Here is a 16639-nt window from a genome sequence, read left to right as displayed (position 1 = left end):
CGCCCTTTCTGTCAACTCCATGGCGGCTAGGTCGTTAAACTTTCGACGTACCCCGCCAGGATGTTCTGATGCTTGTTCGACCCAGCGCGCGTTTCGGCGCAGCGCTCTTGTTGGCCGTCACGCTGGCCGGTTGCAGCCGTCAGGCCGCCGCGCCGGCCGCCGCCAAACCCATCCCGGTCTCTGTGCAGGCGGTGACCACCCAGCCCTGGAACTCGACCGTGCAGTCGATCGCTACCGTGCGTGCGCGCGAATCGGTGGCGCTGACCGCCGCAGTGAGCGATGTGGTGGAGCAGGTCAACTTCGACAGTGGCGACGAGGTCAAGGCCGGGCAGCTGCTGCTGCGGCTGCGCGGCAACTCGCAGCAGGCGGCGCTGACCGCGGCCCAGGCCACCTTCGAGGAAACCGACCAGCTGTACCGGCGCCAGTTGAGCCTGGTTGGCCAGCAGCTGGTGGCCAAGTCCACCGTCGATACGCAACGCGCACTGCGCGATGCCGCGCAGGCGCGCGTGCAGCAGATGCGCGCGGAGATCACCGACCGCGAGGTGCGTGCGCCGTTCTCCGGCGTGCTCGGCATCCGCCAGATCAGCCCCGGCTCGTTGATCACCTCCAGCACGGTGATCGCCACGCTGGACGATGTGGCGCGCATGTACGTGGACTTCCAGGTGCCGGAATCGCAGTTCGGGCTGGTGCAGCTCGGCAATACCGTCAACGGCACCGCGGCGGCGTACCCGGGCGAGCAGTTCGAAGGCGTGGTGGCGGCGATCGATTCGCGTATCGACGAGACCACCCGTTCGGTGACGGTGCGGGCGGATTTCCCCAACGGCGATCGCCGGCTGCGCCCGGGCATGTTGCTGGATGTGCGGCTGTTCCAGCCGGCGCGGCAGGCGGTGGTGATCCCGGAGATTGCGGTGGTGCAGGTGGGGCGCGAGTCCTACGTGTTCCGGGTCAAGCCCGACAGCAGCGTGGAGCGCGCCGACGTGCGCCTGGGCGAGCGCCGCGACGGCAAGGTGGAAATTCTCGACGGGGTCAAGGCCGGTGAGCGCATCGTGGTGGACGGCACCGGCAAGCTGCGTCCGGGGCTGAAGGTGGTCGACCAGGCCGCGCCCGTGCCTGCATCGACACCGGCAGCGGCGCGCCCGCAGGCAGCCCGATGAAACTCTCCGACCTGTCCATTACCCGCCCGGTGATGGCGGTGGTGATGAGCCTGCTGCTGATCGTGCTGGGGGTGATGTCCTTCACCCGGCTCACCTTGCGCGAGTTGCCGGCGATCGACCCGCCGATCGTGTCGGTGGATGTGGAATACACCGGCGCGTCGGCGGCGGTGGTGGAAAGCCGCATTACCCAGGTGCTGGAAGACGCGCTGGCCGGCATCGAAGGCATCGAGACCATCGAGGCGCGCAGCCGCAATGGCTCGTCCGATATCAGTATCGAATTCGTGCAGTCGCGCGATGTGGAAGCGGCCGCCAACGACGTGCGCGATGCGGTCAGCCGTGTCTCCGACCGCATGCCCGACCAGGCGCGGCCGCCGGAGATTTCCAAGGTCGAGGCCGACGCCGACCCCATCCTGTGGCTCAACATGAGCTCCAGCACGATGGACACGCTGCAGCTGTCCGACTACGCCGAGCGCTACGTAGTGGACCGCTTCTCCAGCCTGGACGGCGTGGCGCAGGTGCGTATCGGCGGGCGCCAGCGCTATGCGATGCGCATCTGGCTGGACCGCGATCAACTGGCCGCGCGTGAACTCACCGTGGCCGATGTGGAAGCGGCGCTGCAGAACGAGAACGTGGAGCTGCCGGCCGGCAGCATCGAATCGGCGCAGCGCGATTTCACCCTGCGCGTGGAGCGCAGTTATCTCAAGCCCGAGGACTTTGCCAAGCTGCCGCTCAGCAAGGGCGAGGGCGGCTATGTGGTGCGCCTGGGCGACGTGGCCAGGGTGGAGCTGACCTCGGCCGAGCGCCGCGCCTACTTCCAGAGCAACGGTGTACCCAATGTGGGCCTGGGCATCGTGCGCAATTCCACCGCCAACGCGCTGGACGTTGCGCGCGAGGCGCGCGCGCAGGCCGACGAGGTACAGAAGTCGCTGCCGCAGGGCACCAACATCTTCGTCGCCTTCGACACCACGACGTTTATCGATGCGGCGGTGGAGCGCGTGTACCACACGCTGATCGAAGCGGTGGTGCTGGTGCTGGTGGTGATCTGGGTGTTCCTGGGCAGCGCACGCGCGGCGCTGATTCCAGCGGTGACGGTGCCGGTGTGTCTGATCGCCGCGTTCATCGCGCTGTACGCGTTCGATTTTTCGATCAACCTGCTGACCTTGCTCGCGCTGGTGCTGTGTATCGGCCTGGTGGTGGACGATGCGATCGTGGTGGTGGAAAACATCCAGCGCCGCATCGACCTGGGCGAGCCGCCGCTGGTGGCCGCCAGGCGCGGTACCGGGCAGGTTGCCTTCGCGGTGATTGCCACCACCGCGGTGCTGGTGGCGGTGTTCCTGCCGGTGGGCTTTCTGGAAGGCAATACCGGGCGCCTGTTCCGCGAGCTGGCGGTGGCATTGGCCGCGGCGGTGGCGATCTCGGCCTTCGTGGCGCTGACGCTGACGCCGATGATGTCGTCCAAGCTGTTGCGCTCGCATGGGCAGGCCAAACCCAATCGCTTCCATCGCTGGTTCGATGGCCGCATGCAGGCGGTGTCCGGCGCGTACGGGCGCTCGCTGGAGCGGCATGTGCATCGCACCTGGATCTTCGCGCTGCTGATGCTGTTGGCGCTGGGCGCCAGCGCGTGGTTGATGGGCCGCATTCCTTCCGAGCTGGCCCCGGCCGAAGACCGCGGCAATTTCCAGATCATGATCGACGGGCCCGAGGGCGCTGGCTTCGATTACACCGTGGGGCAGATGCATCAGGTCGAGGCGATCCTCGGCCCTTACGTGGGCCCGGACAAGCCGATCGTGCGCGCCAACCCGCGCGTGCCCGGCGGCTTCGGCAGCAGCGAGGAGATGCACACCGGCCGGGTCAGCGTGTTCCTGCAGGACTGGGAGCAACGCACGCGCCCGACCACCGAAGTGGCCGACGAGCTGCAGCAGAAACTCAACGTGCTCAGCGGCGTGCGTGCACGCACGCAGGTGAGCGGCGGCCTGGTGCGCAGCCGCGGGCAGCCGTTCCAGCTGGTGCTGGGCGGGCCGGATTATGCGGAGATCGCGCAGTGGCGCGACCGCATCCTGCAGCGCATGGAAGCCAATCCCGGCTTGGTCGGCCCGGACTCGGACTACAAGGAAACCCGCCCGCAGATGCGCGTGAACATCGACCGCCTGCGTGCGGCCGACCTGGGCGTGCCGGTGACCGCGATCGGGGGCGCGCTGGAAGCGATGATGGGCTCGCGCCGCGTCACCACGTTCGTGGACAACGGCGAGGAGTACGACGTGATGCTGCAGGCCGGGCGCGAGGGCCGCATGGCGCCGGAAGACCTCACCGCCATCCGCGTGCGCTCCACGCGTGGCGAGCTGATTCCGCTGTCCAACCTGGTCACGCTCAGCGAAGTGGCCGAGGCCGGTACCCTCAATCGCTTCAACCGCCTGCGTGCGATCACCATCAGTGCCGGCCTGGCGCCGGGCTACCCGCTCGGCGAGGCGATTGCCTGGGCGCAGCAGGCCGCGCGCGAGGAACTGCCCGAGTATGCGCAGGTGGACTGGAAGGGCGAATCGCGCGAGTACCAGCAATCCGGCAGCGCGGTATTGCTGACCTTCGGCATGGCCCTGCTGGTGGTGTACCTGGTGCTGGCCGCGCAGTTCGAGAGCTTCGCCCATCCACTGGTGATCATGCTCACCGTGCCGCTGGCGGTGCTCGGCGCGCTGGTCGGCCTGTGGCTCACCGGCGGCACGCTCAACCTGTTCAGCCAGATCGGCATCGTGATGCTGGTGGGCCTGGCGGCCAAGAACGGCATCCTGATCGTGGAGTTCGCCAATCAGTTACGCGACGAAGGCCGCAGCGTGCACGCGGCGATCGTGGAATCGGCATCGGTGCGCCTGCGTCCGATCCTGATGACCTCGATCGCCACCGTGGTCGGCGCGATTCCGCTGGTGGTGGCCGGTGGGCCCGGCTCGGCCAGCCGCGCCACGATCGGCGTGGTGGTGATCTTCGGCGTGTCGCTGTCCACGCTGCTGTCGCTGTACGTGGTGCCGGCGTTCTACAGCCTGATCGCGCCATTCACCAAGTCGCCCGAAGCGGTGGCGCGCGAGCTGGAAACCCTGGAGGCGCAGACGCCGTCGGTGGGCGGGCACGCCTGAGCACGGCAGGCTGCTGACGGGCCGCAGTGCCATGCCCGTGCCTGCCGTGTAGGTGTCTGCGCAGCCGCCGCGTCATTGCGCAATGACTAAGGTCACATGACAGTCATGCCCGGCTATGGTCGACTCCTGCGGTTATCCCGACCGGAATCGCCAATGCGTCGTCTTGCCTGCCTGCTTGCTCCCTCTCTCCTTGCGCTGTGCTGCGGCACCGCGCTGGCGCAGTCCTCCGGCGAGCCGGTCCCCAATGGCCGCCTGCCGACCTGGGCGGTGCCCGAGCGCTACAGCCTGGCGTTCAAGATCGACCCGGACCAGGCCGAGTTCAGCGGCCGCACCAGCATCCGCGTGCAGCTCAAGCAGGCCTCCGACCATCTGTGGCTGCACGGCAAGGAGTTGAAGGTCAGCAAGGCCACGGTCCAGCCGGCCAAGGGCAAGGCGCTGACCGCACGCTACGTGCAAGCCGATGCGCAGACCGGCGTGGTGCGCCTGGATTTTGGCCGCACGCTGCAGCCGCAGACGCTTACCGTGGACATCGTCTACAGCGCGCCGCTCAACCAGCAGCTGCAGGGCCTGTATCAGGTGAAGTACCAGGGCCAGGCCTATGCGATGACGCAGATGGAGCCGATCAGCGCGCGCTATGCGTTCCCCGGTTTCGACGAGCCGGCGTTCAAGACCCCGTTCGACCTCAGCCTGACCGTGCCCACCGACGACCAGGCGCTGGCCAACACCATCGCCACCTCGACCAAGCCGGCCGGCAAGGGCTGGAAGACGGTGAGCTTCGCCCCGACCGTGCCGCTGCCGACCTACCTGGTCGCCTACGCCGCCGGCCCCTGGGACGTGGTGGACGTGCCGGCCATGCCGGCCACCCCGCAGCGCCCCAACCCGACCCCGTTGCGCGGCATCGCCGCCAAGGGCCAGGGCCCGCGCATCACCCCGGCGCTGGACCAGACCCCGGCGATCATCGCCGCGCTGGAGGACTATTACGCCTTCGGCTATCCGTTCGACAAGCTCGATCTGGTCGCCGCCCCGGACTTCAGCGCCGGTGCAATGGAAAACCCCGGGTTCGTCACCTTCCGCGACTGGCTGTTGTTGCTGGACAAGGACTCGCCGGCCGAGAACGTGCAGCGCTCCTTCAATACCAATGCGCATGAGCTGGCTCACCAGTGGACCGGCGACGCCGTCACCATGGAGTGGTGGGACGACCTGTGGTTGAACGAGGCGTTTGCCACCTGGATGCAGCAGAAGATCACCATGCAGCTGCACCCGGAGTACCGCGCCAATCTGGACCGCATCGCCGGTGCCCAGCATGCGATGGACAACGACAGCCTGGTCAGCGCGCGCAAGATCCGCCAGCCGATCACCGGCAACGGCGATATCGAAACCGCCTTCGACGGCATCACCTACCAGAAGGGTGCGGCGGTGCTGGCGATGTTCGAAGCCTTCGTCGGGCAAGATGTGTTCCGCGAAGGCATGCGCGCCTACATCGCCAAGCATAAATTCGGCAACGCCACCGCCGACGATCTGGTCGATGCAATCGCCGCCGCCGCCGGCAAGGGCGAAGAGTTCAAGGCCGCATTCCGCAGCTTCCTCAATCAGCCGGGCGTGCCGTATCTGCAGACCCAGCTCGCCAGCGAAGGCGGCAAGACCGTGGTCAGGCTGCAGCAGCAGCGCTACCTGCCGCTGGGCTCCACCGGCGCGGCCGCGCAGCAATGGGGCGTGCCGGTGTGCGTCAAGTACGGCAAGGGCAAGGACCAGGTCGGTACCGCCTGCCAGATGCTCGACGGCGCCAGCAGCAGCATCGTGCTGGACGGCGCCGGCAAGAACACCTGGGTGTTCCCGAATGCGCGTGGCGCCGGCTATTACCGCTTCAGCCTGCCGAAGAAGCAGCTGGCCGCACTGGGCAAGCAGGTCGGCCAGCTCGACGACAACGAACAGCTGGCCTATGCCGATGCGATCGATGCGGCCTACCGCCATGGCGATGCCGACAGCGACGCGGTGCTGACAGCGCTCGAGCAATTGGCGCCGTCCGCGTCGGCCGGTGTGTCCACCGCGCTGCTGAACCGCTTCGTGTGGATCTGGCGCTACCAGGCCACCAGCCAGGCCCAGCGCGACGTACTGCGCAAGGCCGCCGAACAGGCGTATCTGCCGCGTCTGCGTCAGCTGGGTTACACGCGGCGTAGCGGCGAATCGATCGACGACACCAGCTTGCGTTCGGCGCTGGCCGGCCTGTTCGCGCTGCGCCTGCAGAACGCGGAGGTGCGCCAGGCACTGCTCGCGCAGGGCGATGCGGTACTGGCTGGCGGCAACGGCGCACTGGACTTTTCCAAGGCCAATCCGGATCTGCTCGGCACTGCGCTGGCAGTGACCGCGCAGGAGCGCGGCGCACCGGCGGTGCAGGCCTTGATCGCTGCGCTGCGCACGCACGCCGACCCGGCGCAGCGCAACGCCATGATCGCCGCCCTGGGTGCGGTGCAGGACCCGGCGCTACTCACACAGGTGCGTGATTTCGCGCTGACCGATGCGATCAAGGTGGGCGAGATGAAGAGCCTGCTGACACGCGGCCACAGTTACGAGACCTCGCACGCGTCGATGTGGCCGTGGTTTACCGCCAACTTCGACCGCATCGTGCAGCGCAGCGGCTCGTTCGACGGCGGCGGGTTGCCGGCGCTGGGTGCGTCCGGTGGCTGCAGCGTGGAAGAAGCCGACCGCCTGGATGCGTTCTTCAAGCCGCGCCTGGCCACGCTCAGCGGTGCCGACCGTGGCATGGCGCAGACCGGCGAGACCATCCGCCTGTGCGCCGCGCTCAAGCAGGCGCAGACCGCCAGGCGCTGAGTCGCCGGCTTGCGGCCGGATCGCGCAGCATCGACGGTGTCGATGCTGCGCGATCCGGAGCGGCAAACGAAACGACTGCGCTCACCGTCAGGCGCGCAGCCGGTGCATGGAATCGGCATGTGCCACGCGTACACTCCGGTTCCGGGCGCGCCTTGCGTATCCACCTGGCGATGGCCCGTTACGTTTTGTCAGCCACTCCAGGGACGAAGCGATGGACGAATCATTGATGCTGCACGGAGAGGGCTTCGTGCTGCGCCGCTGGCGCCAGGACGACCTGGGCGCCTTGTTGCTGCACGCCAACGACCCGTTGGTGCCGCGCGGATTGAGTGATCGGTTTCCGCATCCGTATACGCGCGCCGACGGCGAGGCGTTCCTGGCCGGACGCGTGGTCGATCTGCAACACCCGGTGCTGGCCATCGAGATCGACGGCCAGGCCTGCGGCACGATCGCGGTGCGTCCAGGGCAGGGCGAGCGGCGCTTTTCGGCCGAGCTGGGCTACTGGATCGGCAGCGCGTACTGGGGCCGTGGCTGGATGACGCGCATCGTGGCCACTTATGTGGCCTGGGCGATGCAGGCCCTGCCGCTCCATCGCGTCCAGGCCACCGTGCTCGACACCAATCCGGCATCGGCCAGGGTGCTGCTGCGCAACGGCTTTGTCGAGGAAGGCGTCAGCCGCTGCGCGATCATGAAGCCGGATGGATTGCACGATTTGCGCGTGTTCGCGCGGGTGGGGCGGCCGGCCGCGCTGGTGTAAGCCGCGTCTGCGTGCCACGGCGAACGCATCGGCCCAGCGGTTCTGCGCGCTGCTGATTCGCGCAGATCCATCACCGACATCGGTGCCGATCCCGTGCGTGTTCTGCACGGCGTCGAGGTCACCCCGAGTCGCCCCTTACCGGGCCTTGAACGCCATGCTTCCGCTGCCGCGTGTACGGCTGGCTGCGCCAGTGGCTTACCATCGTCGCCATGCGTTTGCACCGCCGGCTGCATCGGCGTGCAGATGACCAACACCGCTGGGTGGTGGAAGGGCGATACGGTGCCTGCAGGCCCGGCAGGCAACACGAACCTTGGATACGACGATGACACAGCATGATGGACGGGGCGCACGACCGCCGCGCGATGGCGGCAGCTCCGGCGCCGCGCACAATCCCTGGGGCCGCGCCGCGCCGCGCGCACCTGCAGGCCGCCCGCCGGCACAGCAGGCAGCAGCGGCCGACACGCCTGCCGTCACTGCGTCGTCCGGCGGCAATGCGCGCGAGCTGCGGCTGTACGGCATCAACGCCGTGCAGGCGGTGTTCAAGGCGCGCCCGGAGGCGGTGCGCAAGCTGTATCTGAGCCAGGCGCGCATTCCGCAGTTCAAGGCCTTGCTGGCCTGGTGCGTGTCCCAGCGCATCGGCTACCGCGTGGTCGAGGAGGCCGATCTCAGCAAGCTCGCTGCCAGCACGCACCACGAAGGCGTGGTGGCCGATGTGCTGCGCGTCGCCCCGCAGCCGTTGCAGGACTGGCTGGCTGCATTGCCGGCCGGGCCGGTGCTGGCACTGTGGCTGGATGGCGTGGGCAACCCGCACAACTTCGGCGCGATTTTGCGCTCGTCCGCACACTTCGGGGTGGCCGGCCTGCTGCTGCCTGCCGGCGCCACGCTGGGGCTGTCCGGTGCAGCCGCGCGCGTGGCCGAAGGTGGCGCCGAGGCGGTGCCGCTGGTGCAGCTGCCCGAGACGGCAACGGCGATGGCACAGCTGCGTCAGGCCGGTTTTGCGGTGGCCGCCACGCTGGTGGAAGGCGGCCAGGACGTGTTCGCCGCTGCGCTGCCGCAGCGGCTGGTGTATGTGATGGGCGCGGAGAGCGAGGGCATGGACCGCCAGTTCGCGCGCGATTGCGACCTGCAGTTGTCGATCCGCGGCAGCGGCAAGGTCGAAAGCCTCAACGTGGCCTCGGCCACCGCGGTGTTCCAGGCCGCCTGGCGTGCCCGTGCGATGGGCGGGACGCCGTGATGCGCCTGTGTGCCGGTCTGCTTGCCGCCGCTTGTGCGTTGAGCCTCAGCGCGCATGCTGCCGCCGCGTCCACGCCTGCCACGCCGCCACAGGTGCGCACCGATCACGGTGTGGTGCGCGGGCAATGGCAGGACGACGGCAGTGCGGTGTTTCGCTCGATTCCGTTTGCCGCCCCGCCATTGGGCGCATTGCGCTGGCAGCCGCCGCAACCGGCGGCGGCCTGGTCGGAGGTGCGCGATGCCACCCAGGCCGCCACCCCATGCGTGCAACCGGCGCTGGGCTGGAACAATGCGATGGCCAGGCGCGGCAGCGAAGACTGTCTCTACGTCGAGGTGCAGACGCCAACCCTGCAGCCGGCCAAGCCGCTGCCGGTGTTCGTGTGGATTCATGGCGGCGCCAATGTGGCCGGCGGCGCCGACGGCCACCTGCCGACCAACCTGGTCGCACAGGGCGTGCTGGTGGTGACGCTGCAGTACCGGCTTGGCGCGCTCGGCTTCCTGTCGCTGCCGGAACTGCGCGATGGCGACAACCAAGCCGCGGGCAACTACGCCCTGCTCGATCAGATCGCCGCACTGCAGTGGGTGCGCGGCAACATCGCGCAATTCGGTGGCGATCCTGCGCGGGTCACCATCGCCGGGCAGTCGGCCGGCGGCCAGGACGTGGGCTTGCTGATGCTCAGCCCGCTGGCACGTGGCCTGTTCTCGGCGGCGATCGAGCAGAGCGGCACCGCTGGTTTCGGATTGCCGGCACGTTCACTGGAGGACAATCGCGCGCTGGGCGTGGAGATCGCCAGGCGCGCAGGCATTCAGGATGCTGCGACACGCCTGGCGCAGTTGCGTGCGTTGCCGGTGGAGCAGCTGATCAAGGCCGGGCAGGGCGTCGACGTGCCGGCACTGGATGACGATGGCTACATCTGGCTGCAGGCGGTCGTCGACGGACGCGTGCTGCCACGTGCGCCGGCCGCGTTGCTGGCCGACGGTGCACAGGCCAAGGTGCCGCTGTTGATCGGCTACGTGGCGCAGGAGCTGGAATACGGTGGCAAACAGGGCGCGCAGGCGCGGCTGCGGCGCGACTATCCCGCGCAGGCCGATGCGGTGCTGCAGGCGCAGCGCACGCATGCGGCGCAGCGTGCGGCGCGTCAGGGCGATGCGGCGATGCAGCTGTCCACCGACCTGACCTTCCGTTGCCCGGCGGTGACCGTCGCCCAGCATCAGGCCGCACTCGGCGTGCCGGTGTGGCATTACGTGTTCGATACCGCCGCACCGGGCGGGCAGGTCACGCACAGCGCCGAGCTGCCGTTCCTGTTCAAGGACCTGCCGATCGGCCAGCCGCCGGTGAGCCTGCAACGCTATTGGGCCGCGTTCGTGCAGCGTGGCAATCCGAATGCCACGGGCTTGCCGGCCTGGCCTGCGTTCGCACCCGGGCCTGCGGCGTTGCAGTTCGACGCCAGTGGCGTGCACGCGCTCAAGGACGCGCGCCCGGACGTGTGCGCAGGCGTGGACCTGCCGTAATCGATCGCGCGCACCGAAAAACGGTGCGCGCGATCGACTCAAGCCAACTCAACTCAGCTCAACGTGCGCTGCCCGGCCCGCAGAAGTAGAAACCGCCGTCGCGCAATTTCGCCGACAGGCCGGTGCAGGTGACGCCGCAGGCTTACGGATACCCGTAACCGGCCATCGCCAACGTATGGCAGCACGGCTGCGCCACGCTCACCGACGACAGCTACTGCACGGGATGGGTGGCGATGGAGTACCCATGCGTCACCGACGCCGCGACCGGGTGGCATCCGCCTGCCTTGGGGCGATCAGCATGGCTGTTCTTACTTTTTCTGCAGTCGCACGGCAGCCCCGCCGTTTGCAGCCAATGGCAGCTGCAGGCTGTCGGTGGAGGTGAGCTGGCGCGTGTCGATGCGTACGTCCGTCGGGGCCTGGCCATCGGCGTAGATGGTGGCAATCCAGCGGCCCTTGCCCAGGAACGTCAACGGCACCGTCAGCGTGCGGGCCTGCTCGTTGGTCATCGCGCCTACGTACCAGTCCTTGCCGCTGCGCCGCGCCAATGCGATGTGCTCGCCGATGGCGCCGTCGAGTGCGCGTGTCTCATCCCAGCTTGCCGGCACATCGCGCAGGAACTGCGCGGCCGGCACGTTTTCGTACTGCTCCGGGCTGTCGGCGACCACCGCGAACGGGCTTTCGTAGACCACATACATCGCCAGTTGCTGCGCGCGGGTGGTCATCACCTGCGGCGCGATGTGCTGCATCGTGAATTCGGCCGGGCGCACATTGCGAAAGCCGCCCGGGGTGTAGTCCATCGGGCCAAGCAACATGCGCGTGAATGGCAGCGTGAGGTTGTGGGTTGCGGTGATGCGCGTGGTCCACTTGTTGTACTCGGCGCCGAGCACGCCTTCCTGCGTGAGGTAATTGGGGTAGGTGCGGGTCAGGCCGGTCGGGTGATAGGCACCATGCAGGTCCACCAGCAGTTTGTGCTCGGCAGCCTTGGCTAGCAGGCGATGGTAGAAGTCCACCATCTGCTGGTCGTCGCGGTCCATGAAGTCGACCTTGATGCCCTTGATGCCGAGCTGCTGATACCAGGCGAGTGCCTCGTCCATGTGCGCATCGAGCGCGCGCCAATGCGCCCATAGCCACAGCCCGACATCGCGCTGCCGTGCGTAAGCCACCAGGCCCGGCAGGTCGAGCTGCTCCACCGGCCGGCGGATATCGGCATCGACGTTGTACTGGCCATCGCCGGTGCTGCCGACATACCAGCCGTCGTCGATCAGCATGTACTGCAGCTTCAATTGCTGCGCGTGATCGATATAGCGCTCGATCGTGGCGGTATTCATGCCCGGCTGCGCCACGCCGCCGGCCAGCCCGCCGGACCACCAGTCCCATGCCGATTTGCCCGCGCGCACCCAGCTCGCATCGAAGGCAGGCGGCGGGTTCAGCGCGGAAATCAGGTTGGATTCGATCAGGCTGGCCGGGCTGTCACCCAGCATGATCACCCGCCATGGCGTGGCGAAATCCTGGCCTTTGGCATCGACGCTGACCGCCAGCGTGGGGTCGTCCAGGCGTGGCGATAATTTCGCCGCTACGCCCAGGCCGCCGTCCTCGCGGCCGGTGAGATACAGGCCGGCATAGTCGCGCAGGTTCGCCTCGGCAATCGCCAGCGTGGTGCCGCCGGCATCGGTCTGGCAGACCAGCGGCAACTCCAGCAGATTGTGCGGGCGCAATCTGGATGCGGCGATCGCATCGTATTCGCCCTCGTGGCTGGTTCCAAAGCGCCCCAGGTTCAAGGTCCAGCATGCGTAATCGCTGGGGAATGCAAAGCCGGTGAGTTCGTTGCGAATCCGCACCTCACCGGCGTCGGGCAGCACATAACGCAGCGCAACGCCGTCGTCGTAGGCACGCAATTCCACCGTCAGGCGCCGCTGTTTGGGGTCTGACAACTGCACGCGCAATTGACGATAGTGATCGCGCGCCTGACGTGTCTTGCCTACGGGCAATTCGAATCGGCTGTCATGCGTTTCGGTCGTGCTGCCTTGCAGCGTCATCGCCTTGCCGAGGGTGTTGGCCCGGCCCAGGTCCAGCCCGAGCGGCGCGTCGTCGAGCACGACTTTGTTGCGATACAGCACGCGATAGCTCGGCACGCCGCCCTCGCGTAGCGTGAATTCCACCTGCGTACGTGCGTCGGGCGATTGCACCTGCAGGCGCTGCGCGGATGCAGGCAACGCGATCGAATACAGCAACGCGCACGCCGCCGGTACTGCGGACTGGATCAGGTTTCGCATGAGTCCCTCCTCCTGGGAGCGCCAACCCTAACGCAGAACGGTTGTCGTCGATATCCAGCTGGGGTAACGTTACCTCGCACCATGGCCGCTGAAACAGGGGCGGCAGCCACGGGCGGCATCACGGCAGAGGCAATGACAAGGCGGCTACGCGTCGTTTTGGCAGTTGCGTTGTCGCGATGTGTACCGTTGCTTGGCAGTAGAGCTTGGGAGAGGCCTCTAATGCTGATGGTTCGCAAGGCGTTCCGCCGTGGAGCGCTGTGGCTGGTGTGTGGTTGCATGGCTTGGGCTGCAGTGGAGGCTGCGCCCGTCGATGTGCGATCGACCGGTCCCTACGATGTCCGCGTACTGGCGGGCGGGATGGGATTGGCCAAGAAGCTTGCCGCCGATGCGCCGTTGCTGGCTGCCGACGCAGACTGGAGCGTGTCCGGGTGGGTGCGTCCCTCGCGCGCGAATGCAGGCCCGGCATTGATCGCCGGTCTGGGCGATGCGAAATCGGCCGGGCGTTACTTCGCAATCGACAACGGCAGGCTCGCCTTCGTGCAGGGCGCAGATACGGTGTTGCGCAGCAAGCAGGCGCTGCCTGCGGGGACCTGGACGCAGGTGGCTGCGGTGGCGAAAGCGGGGCGGTTGACGCTGTACGCCAATGGCCGTCAGGTCGCCAGCGGTGCGGTACGCCAGAGCGCGGTCGCGCCCGTGCTGATGTTTGGTCCGCGCGAGCAGCCCGCCGCCTATACGCAGCACTTCGGTGGCGAGATTGCCGGTTTCCTCGCACACGCCGCTGCACTGGAGGCGCCGGCCATCGCGCAGCTTGCGGCCAAGGCGCCGGATCAGGCCTTGCAGCGTTTCGAAGACGCCTCGCCGGCCTGGCAGGTCCAGGTCAAGCAGATGGCTGGCCAGGTCGCGCCGCAGCCGCCGGCAACGCTGCCGCGCAGTGCGGCAGCCTTCTCTGCGCCGGTCGCCAAGCCGGTACAACCGACGCCCGCGTTGCAGCCGCTGGATGCGGCGGCATGGCGGGTCGGTGCGTGGGAACTGGCTGCTGCGCCGGAGCTGGGGCAGGCCACGGGCGCCAGCCTGTCGCGCGGTGATGACAGCGGCGGTGCCGCGGCCTGGCACGCGGCCACCGTGCCGGGCACGGTGCTCACCACGCTGGTCGATCGGGGCGTGTATCCGGATCCGGATATCGGTCTCAACAACATGGCCATTCCCGAATCGCTGAGCCGGCAGGACTGGTGGTACCGCAGCCGTTTCGATCTGCCTGCTGCAACGCAGGGCAAGCGGCTGGAACTGCTGTTCAACGGCATCAACTATGCGGGCGAGGTCTGGGTCAACGGTACGCAGGTCGGGCGTACGCGCGGTGCGTTCGCACGCGGCCGCTTCGATGTCAGCAAGCAGCTCAAGGCTGGCCGCAACATCATCGCAGTGCGTGTCTCGCCGCCGCCGCATCCTGGCATCGCGCACGAGCAGTCGATGACCGCAGGCGTGGGCGAGAATGGCGGTGTGCAGGCGCTGGATGGGCCGACCTTCATCGCCAGCGAAGGCTGGGACTGGATTCCGGCGGTACGCGATCGCAATGCCGGGCTTTGGCAGGACGTGCAGTTGCACGCCACCGGGCCGCTGGCGCTTGGCGACACCCGGGTGGTGACGACGCGGCTGGCCCCGGATCACCGGCGTGCCGAGCTTGAAATCAGCGTGCCATTGCGCAACGACAGTACCGCGGCGGTGCAGGGCACCCTGCAACTGGCCATCGGCGATGTGCGCATCCAGCGGCAGGTCAACGTGCCGGCCGGTGGTACCACGCTCACGCTCAGCGCCGCCGATACGCCGCAGCTGGTCATCGCCAATCCGCGCCTGTGGTGGCCCAACGGTTATGGCGAGCCTGCGTTGTATACCTTGCAGGCCAGCGTCGAGGTGGCCGGTACGCCATCGGACACGCAGCAGCTGCGCTTTGGCATTCGCGAAGTCGGTTACGAACTGTCGCTGTTCGACCAGGACGGTGCGCTGCGCCGCGTGCTGGTGGATTTCAACAAGGCACGTCAGCGTGGTGAACGCATTGTCGATGCCCGCCACAGTGCGATCCGCCCCGTGCCCGGAGGCGATGCGCAATCGTTCTATCCCGGCGCGCAGGCATCGCCGGCGGTCACGCCGCTGAGTGACGACGCGCTGGCGCCTTACCTGGCCATCCGCATCAATGGCGTACGCATTGCCGTCAAGGGCGGCAACTGGGGCATGGACGACTGGCGCAAGCGCGTCTCGCGCGAGCGGCTGGAGCCGTACTTCCGCCTGCAGCGCGATGCGCATTTCAATGTGGTGCGCAACTGGGTGGGGCAGAACACCGAAGCCAGCTTCTTCGAGCTGGCCGACGAATACGGCATGCTGGTGCTCAACGACTTCTGGCAGTCCACCCAGAACTACAACATGGAGCCGGCCGATGCGGCGCTGTTCCTGGACAATGCCGCCGAGGTGATCAAGCGCTTCCGCAACCATCCGTCCATCGTGTTGTGGTTCGGCCGCAACGAAGGCGTGCCCGCACCCATCCTCAACGAAGGCCTGGATGCGCTGGTGGCCGAGCTCGATGGCACGCGCTGGTACACCGGCAGTTCCAACCAGGTCAATCTGCAGGGCAGCGGCCCGTACAACTACCGCGAGCCGGTGGGGTACTTCAACGCCTTGGCACAGGGCTTTTCGGTGGAAGTGGGCACGCCGTCGTTCTCCACCCTGGAGTCGTTCAAGGCCTCCGTCCCGGCGGCGCAGGACCAGTGGCCGATCAGCGATGCCTGGGCCTATCACGACTGGCACCAGTCCGGTAACGGCGACACCGCCAGCTTCATGCGTTCGCTCACCGACAAGCTTGGTGCGCCCACCAGCCTGGAAGATTTTGAGCGCAAGGCGCAATTGCTCAACTACGACACCCATCGCGCCATCTTCGAAGGCTTCAACGCGCAGCTGTGGACCAAGAACAGCGGGCGCCTGCTGTGGATGAGCCATCCGGCCTGGCCCAGCAACATGTGGCAGATCTACAGCCACGACTACGACACCCATGCGGCCTACTACGGTGTGCGCAATGCGGCAGAGATGCTGCATGTGCAGATGAACCTGCCCGGCCACGACGTGGTGGTGGTCAACAATGCCAGCGCCCCGGTGCGTGGCCTGCGCGTGCGTGCAGAGGTCTACAGCAGCGATGGCGCATTGCTGCAGCAGCGCGAACAGGCCGTGGACGCCGCGCCCGTTGCGGTCTCGGCACCGGTGCTGCAACTGGCGCCGTTGCTCAAGGACACCAACGGGCTGGGCTTTGTGCGGCTGCAATTGCTCGATCGCGATGCGGTCGTGCGTTCGCGCAATTTCTACTGGGTGGCGCGCGATGCGGCAGCCATGCGTGGCCTGGATGCGCTGGCGGCAGTGCCGGTGCAGCTCAGCACGCAACTGCAGGAGGGTGCCGAGCCGGTGCTGCGCGCCACCGTGCGCAATGCCTCGCAGCAGGTGGCGCTCAACACCAAGCTGACCCTGGTGGACGCGCAGGGCCAACGCATCCTGCCGGCGTACTACAGCGACAACTACCTCAGCCTGGTGCCGGGCGAGCAGCGCGAGATCGAGATTCGCGGCCCGTCCGCGGCGAGCCTGCGCAACGCCACGCTGCAGGTGCGCGGCTGGAATGTCGAACCATCAACAGGCGTCGCCAGCGGGCTTCCGTAGCGGCGCCGACAGGTTGCCACGCCGTGTCCGCACGGCGGTCGCACTGATGCGCCGATCGCGCGTCAGCCAATA

General features: G+C 67.7%; 8 protein-coding genes and 1 other RNA gene. 8 read left to right on the top strand and 1 reads right to left on the bottom strand.

The features are described from left to right. Window positions 1–68: 68 nt before the first annotated feature. From EO141_RS12230 to EO141_RS12200, 7 genes are all read left to right on the top strand, one after another. A complete protein-coding gene (locus EO141_RS12230; protein WP_104583681.1) occupies window positions 69–1154 on the top strand; it encodes an efflux RND transporter periplasmic adaptor subunit in 1086 nt (361 codons plus the stop codon). After that, a complete protein-coding gene (locus tag EO141_RS12225; RefSeq protein ID WP_119131056.1) occupies window positions 1151–4276 on the top strand; it encodes an efflux RND transporter permease subunit in 3126 nt (1041 codons plus the stop codon). Before EO141_RS12230 ends, EO141_RS12225 begins: the two co-directional genes overlap by 4 nt. A gap of 153 nt (window positions 4277–4429) precedes the next feature. Beyond that, window positions 4430–7105, top strand: coding sequence for a M1 family metallopeptidase (locus EO141_RS12220; RefSeq protein ID WP_127169324.1), 2676 nt, complete (start codon window positions 4430–4432; stop codon window positions 7103–7105). 117 nt (window positions 7106–7222) lie between these two features. After that, a non-coding RNA gene (locus EO141_RS12215) (sX9 sRNA) lies at window positions 7223–7299 on the top strand. Window positions 7300–7316: 17 nt separating this feature from the next. Next, the gene (locus EO141_RS12210) at window positions 7317–7859 is read left to right on the top strand and encodes a GNAT family N-acetyltransferase (protein ID WP_119131058.1); all 543 of its coding nucleotides are present in this window, start codon (window positions 7317–7319) and stop codon (window positions 7857–7859) included. A 322-nt stretch (window positions 7860–8181) separates the two neighbouring features. Next, window positions 8182–9093, top strand: coding sequence for a TrmH family RNA methyltransferase (locus EO141_RS12205; protein WP_104648901.1), 912 nt, complete (start codon window positions 8182–8184; stop codon window positions 9091–9093). Continuing rightward, complete coding sequence (locus EO141_RS12200; RefSeq protein ID WP_164739185.1) at window positions 9090–10604, top strand: carboxylesterase family protein; 1515 nt, start codon at window positions 9090–9092, stop codon at window positions 10602–10604. Before EO141_RS12205 ends, EO141_RS12200 begins: the two co-directional genes overlap by 4 nt. A 308-nt stretch (window positions 10605–10912) precedes the next feature. Here EO141_RS12200 and EO141_RS12195 read toward each other — a convergent pair whose 3' ends face one another. Then, entirely contained in the window at window positions 10913–12877 is a 1965-nt protein-coding gene (locus tag EO141_RS12195; protein WP_127169322.1) for a glycoside hydrolase family 97 protein, read from the bottom strand. Between the two features lie 219 nt (window positions 12878–13096). Here EO141_RS12195 and EO141_RS12190 point away from each other — a divergent pair, with 219 nt between their 5' ends. Beyond that, entirely contained in the window at window positions 13097–16567 is a 3471-nt protein-coding gene (locus EO141_RS12190) for a LamG-like jellyroll fold domain-containing protein (RefSeq protein ID WP_127169321.1), read from the top strand. Window positions 16568–16639 lie beyond the last annotated feature (72 nt).

This window comes from Xanthomonas sp. BRIP62415 (assembly GCF_003993515.1).
GTDB lineage: Bacteria > Pseudomonadota > Gammaproteobacteria > Xanthomonadales > Xanthomonadaceae > Xanthomonas > Xanthomonas euroxanthea.
This window is presented reverse-complemented; position numbering and strand designations above follow the sequence as displayed.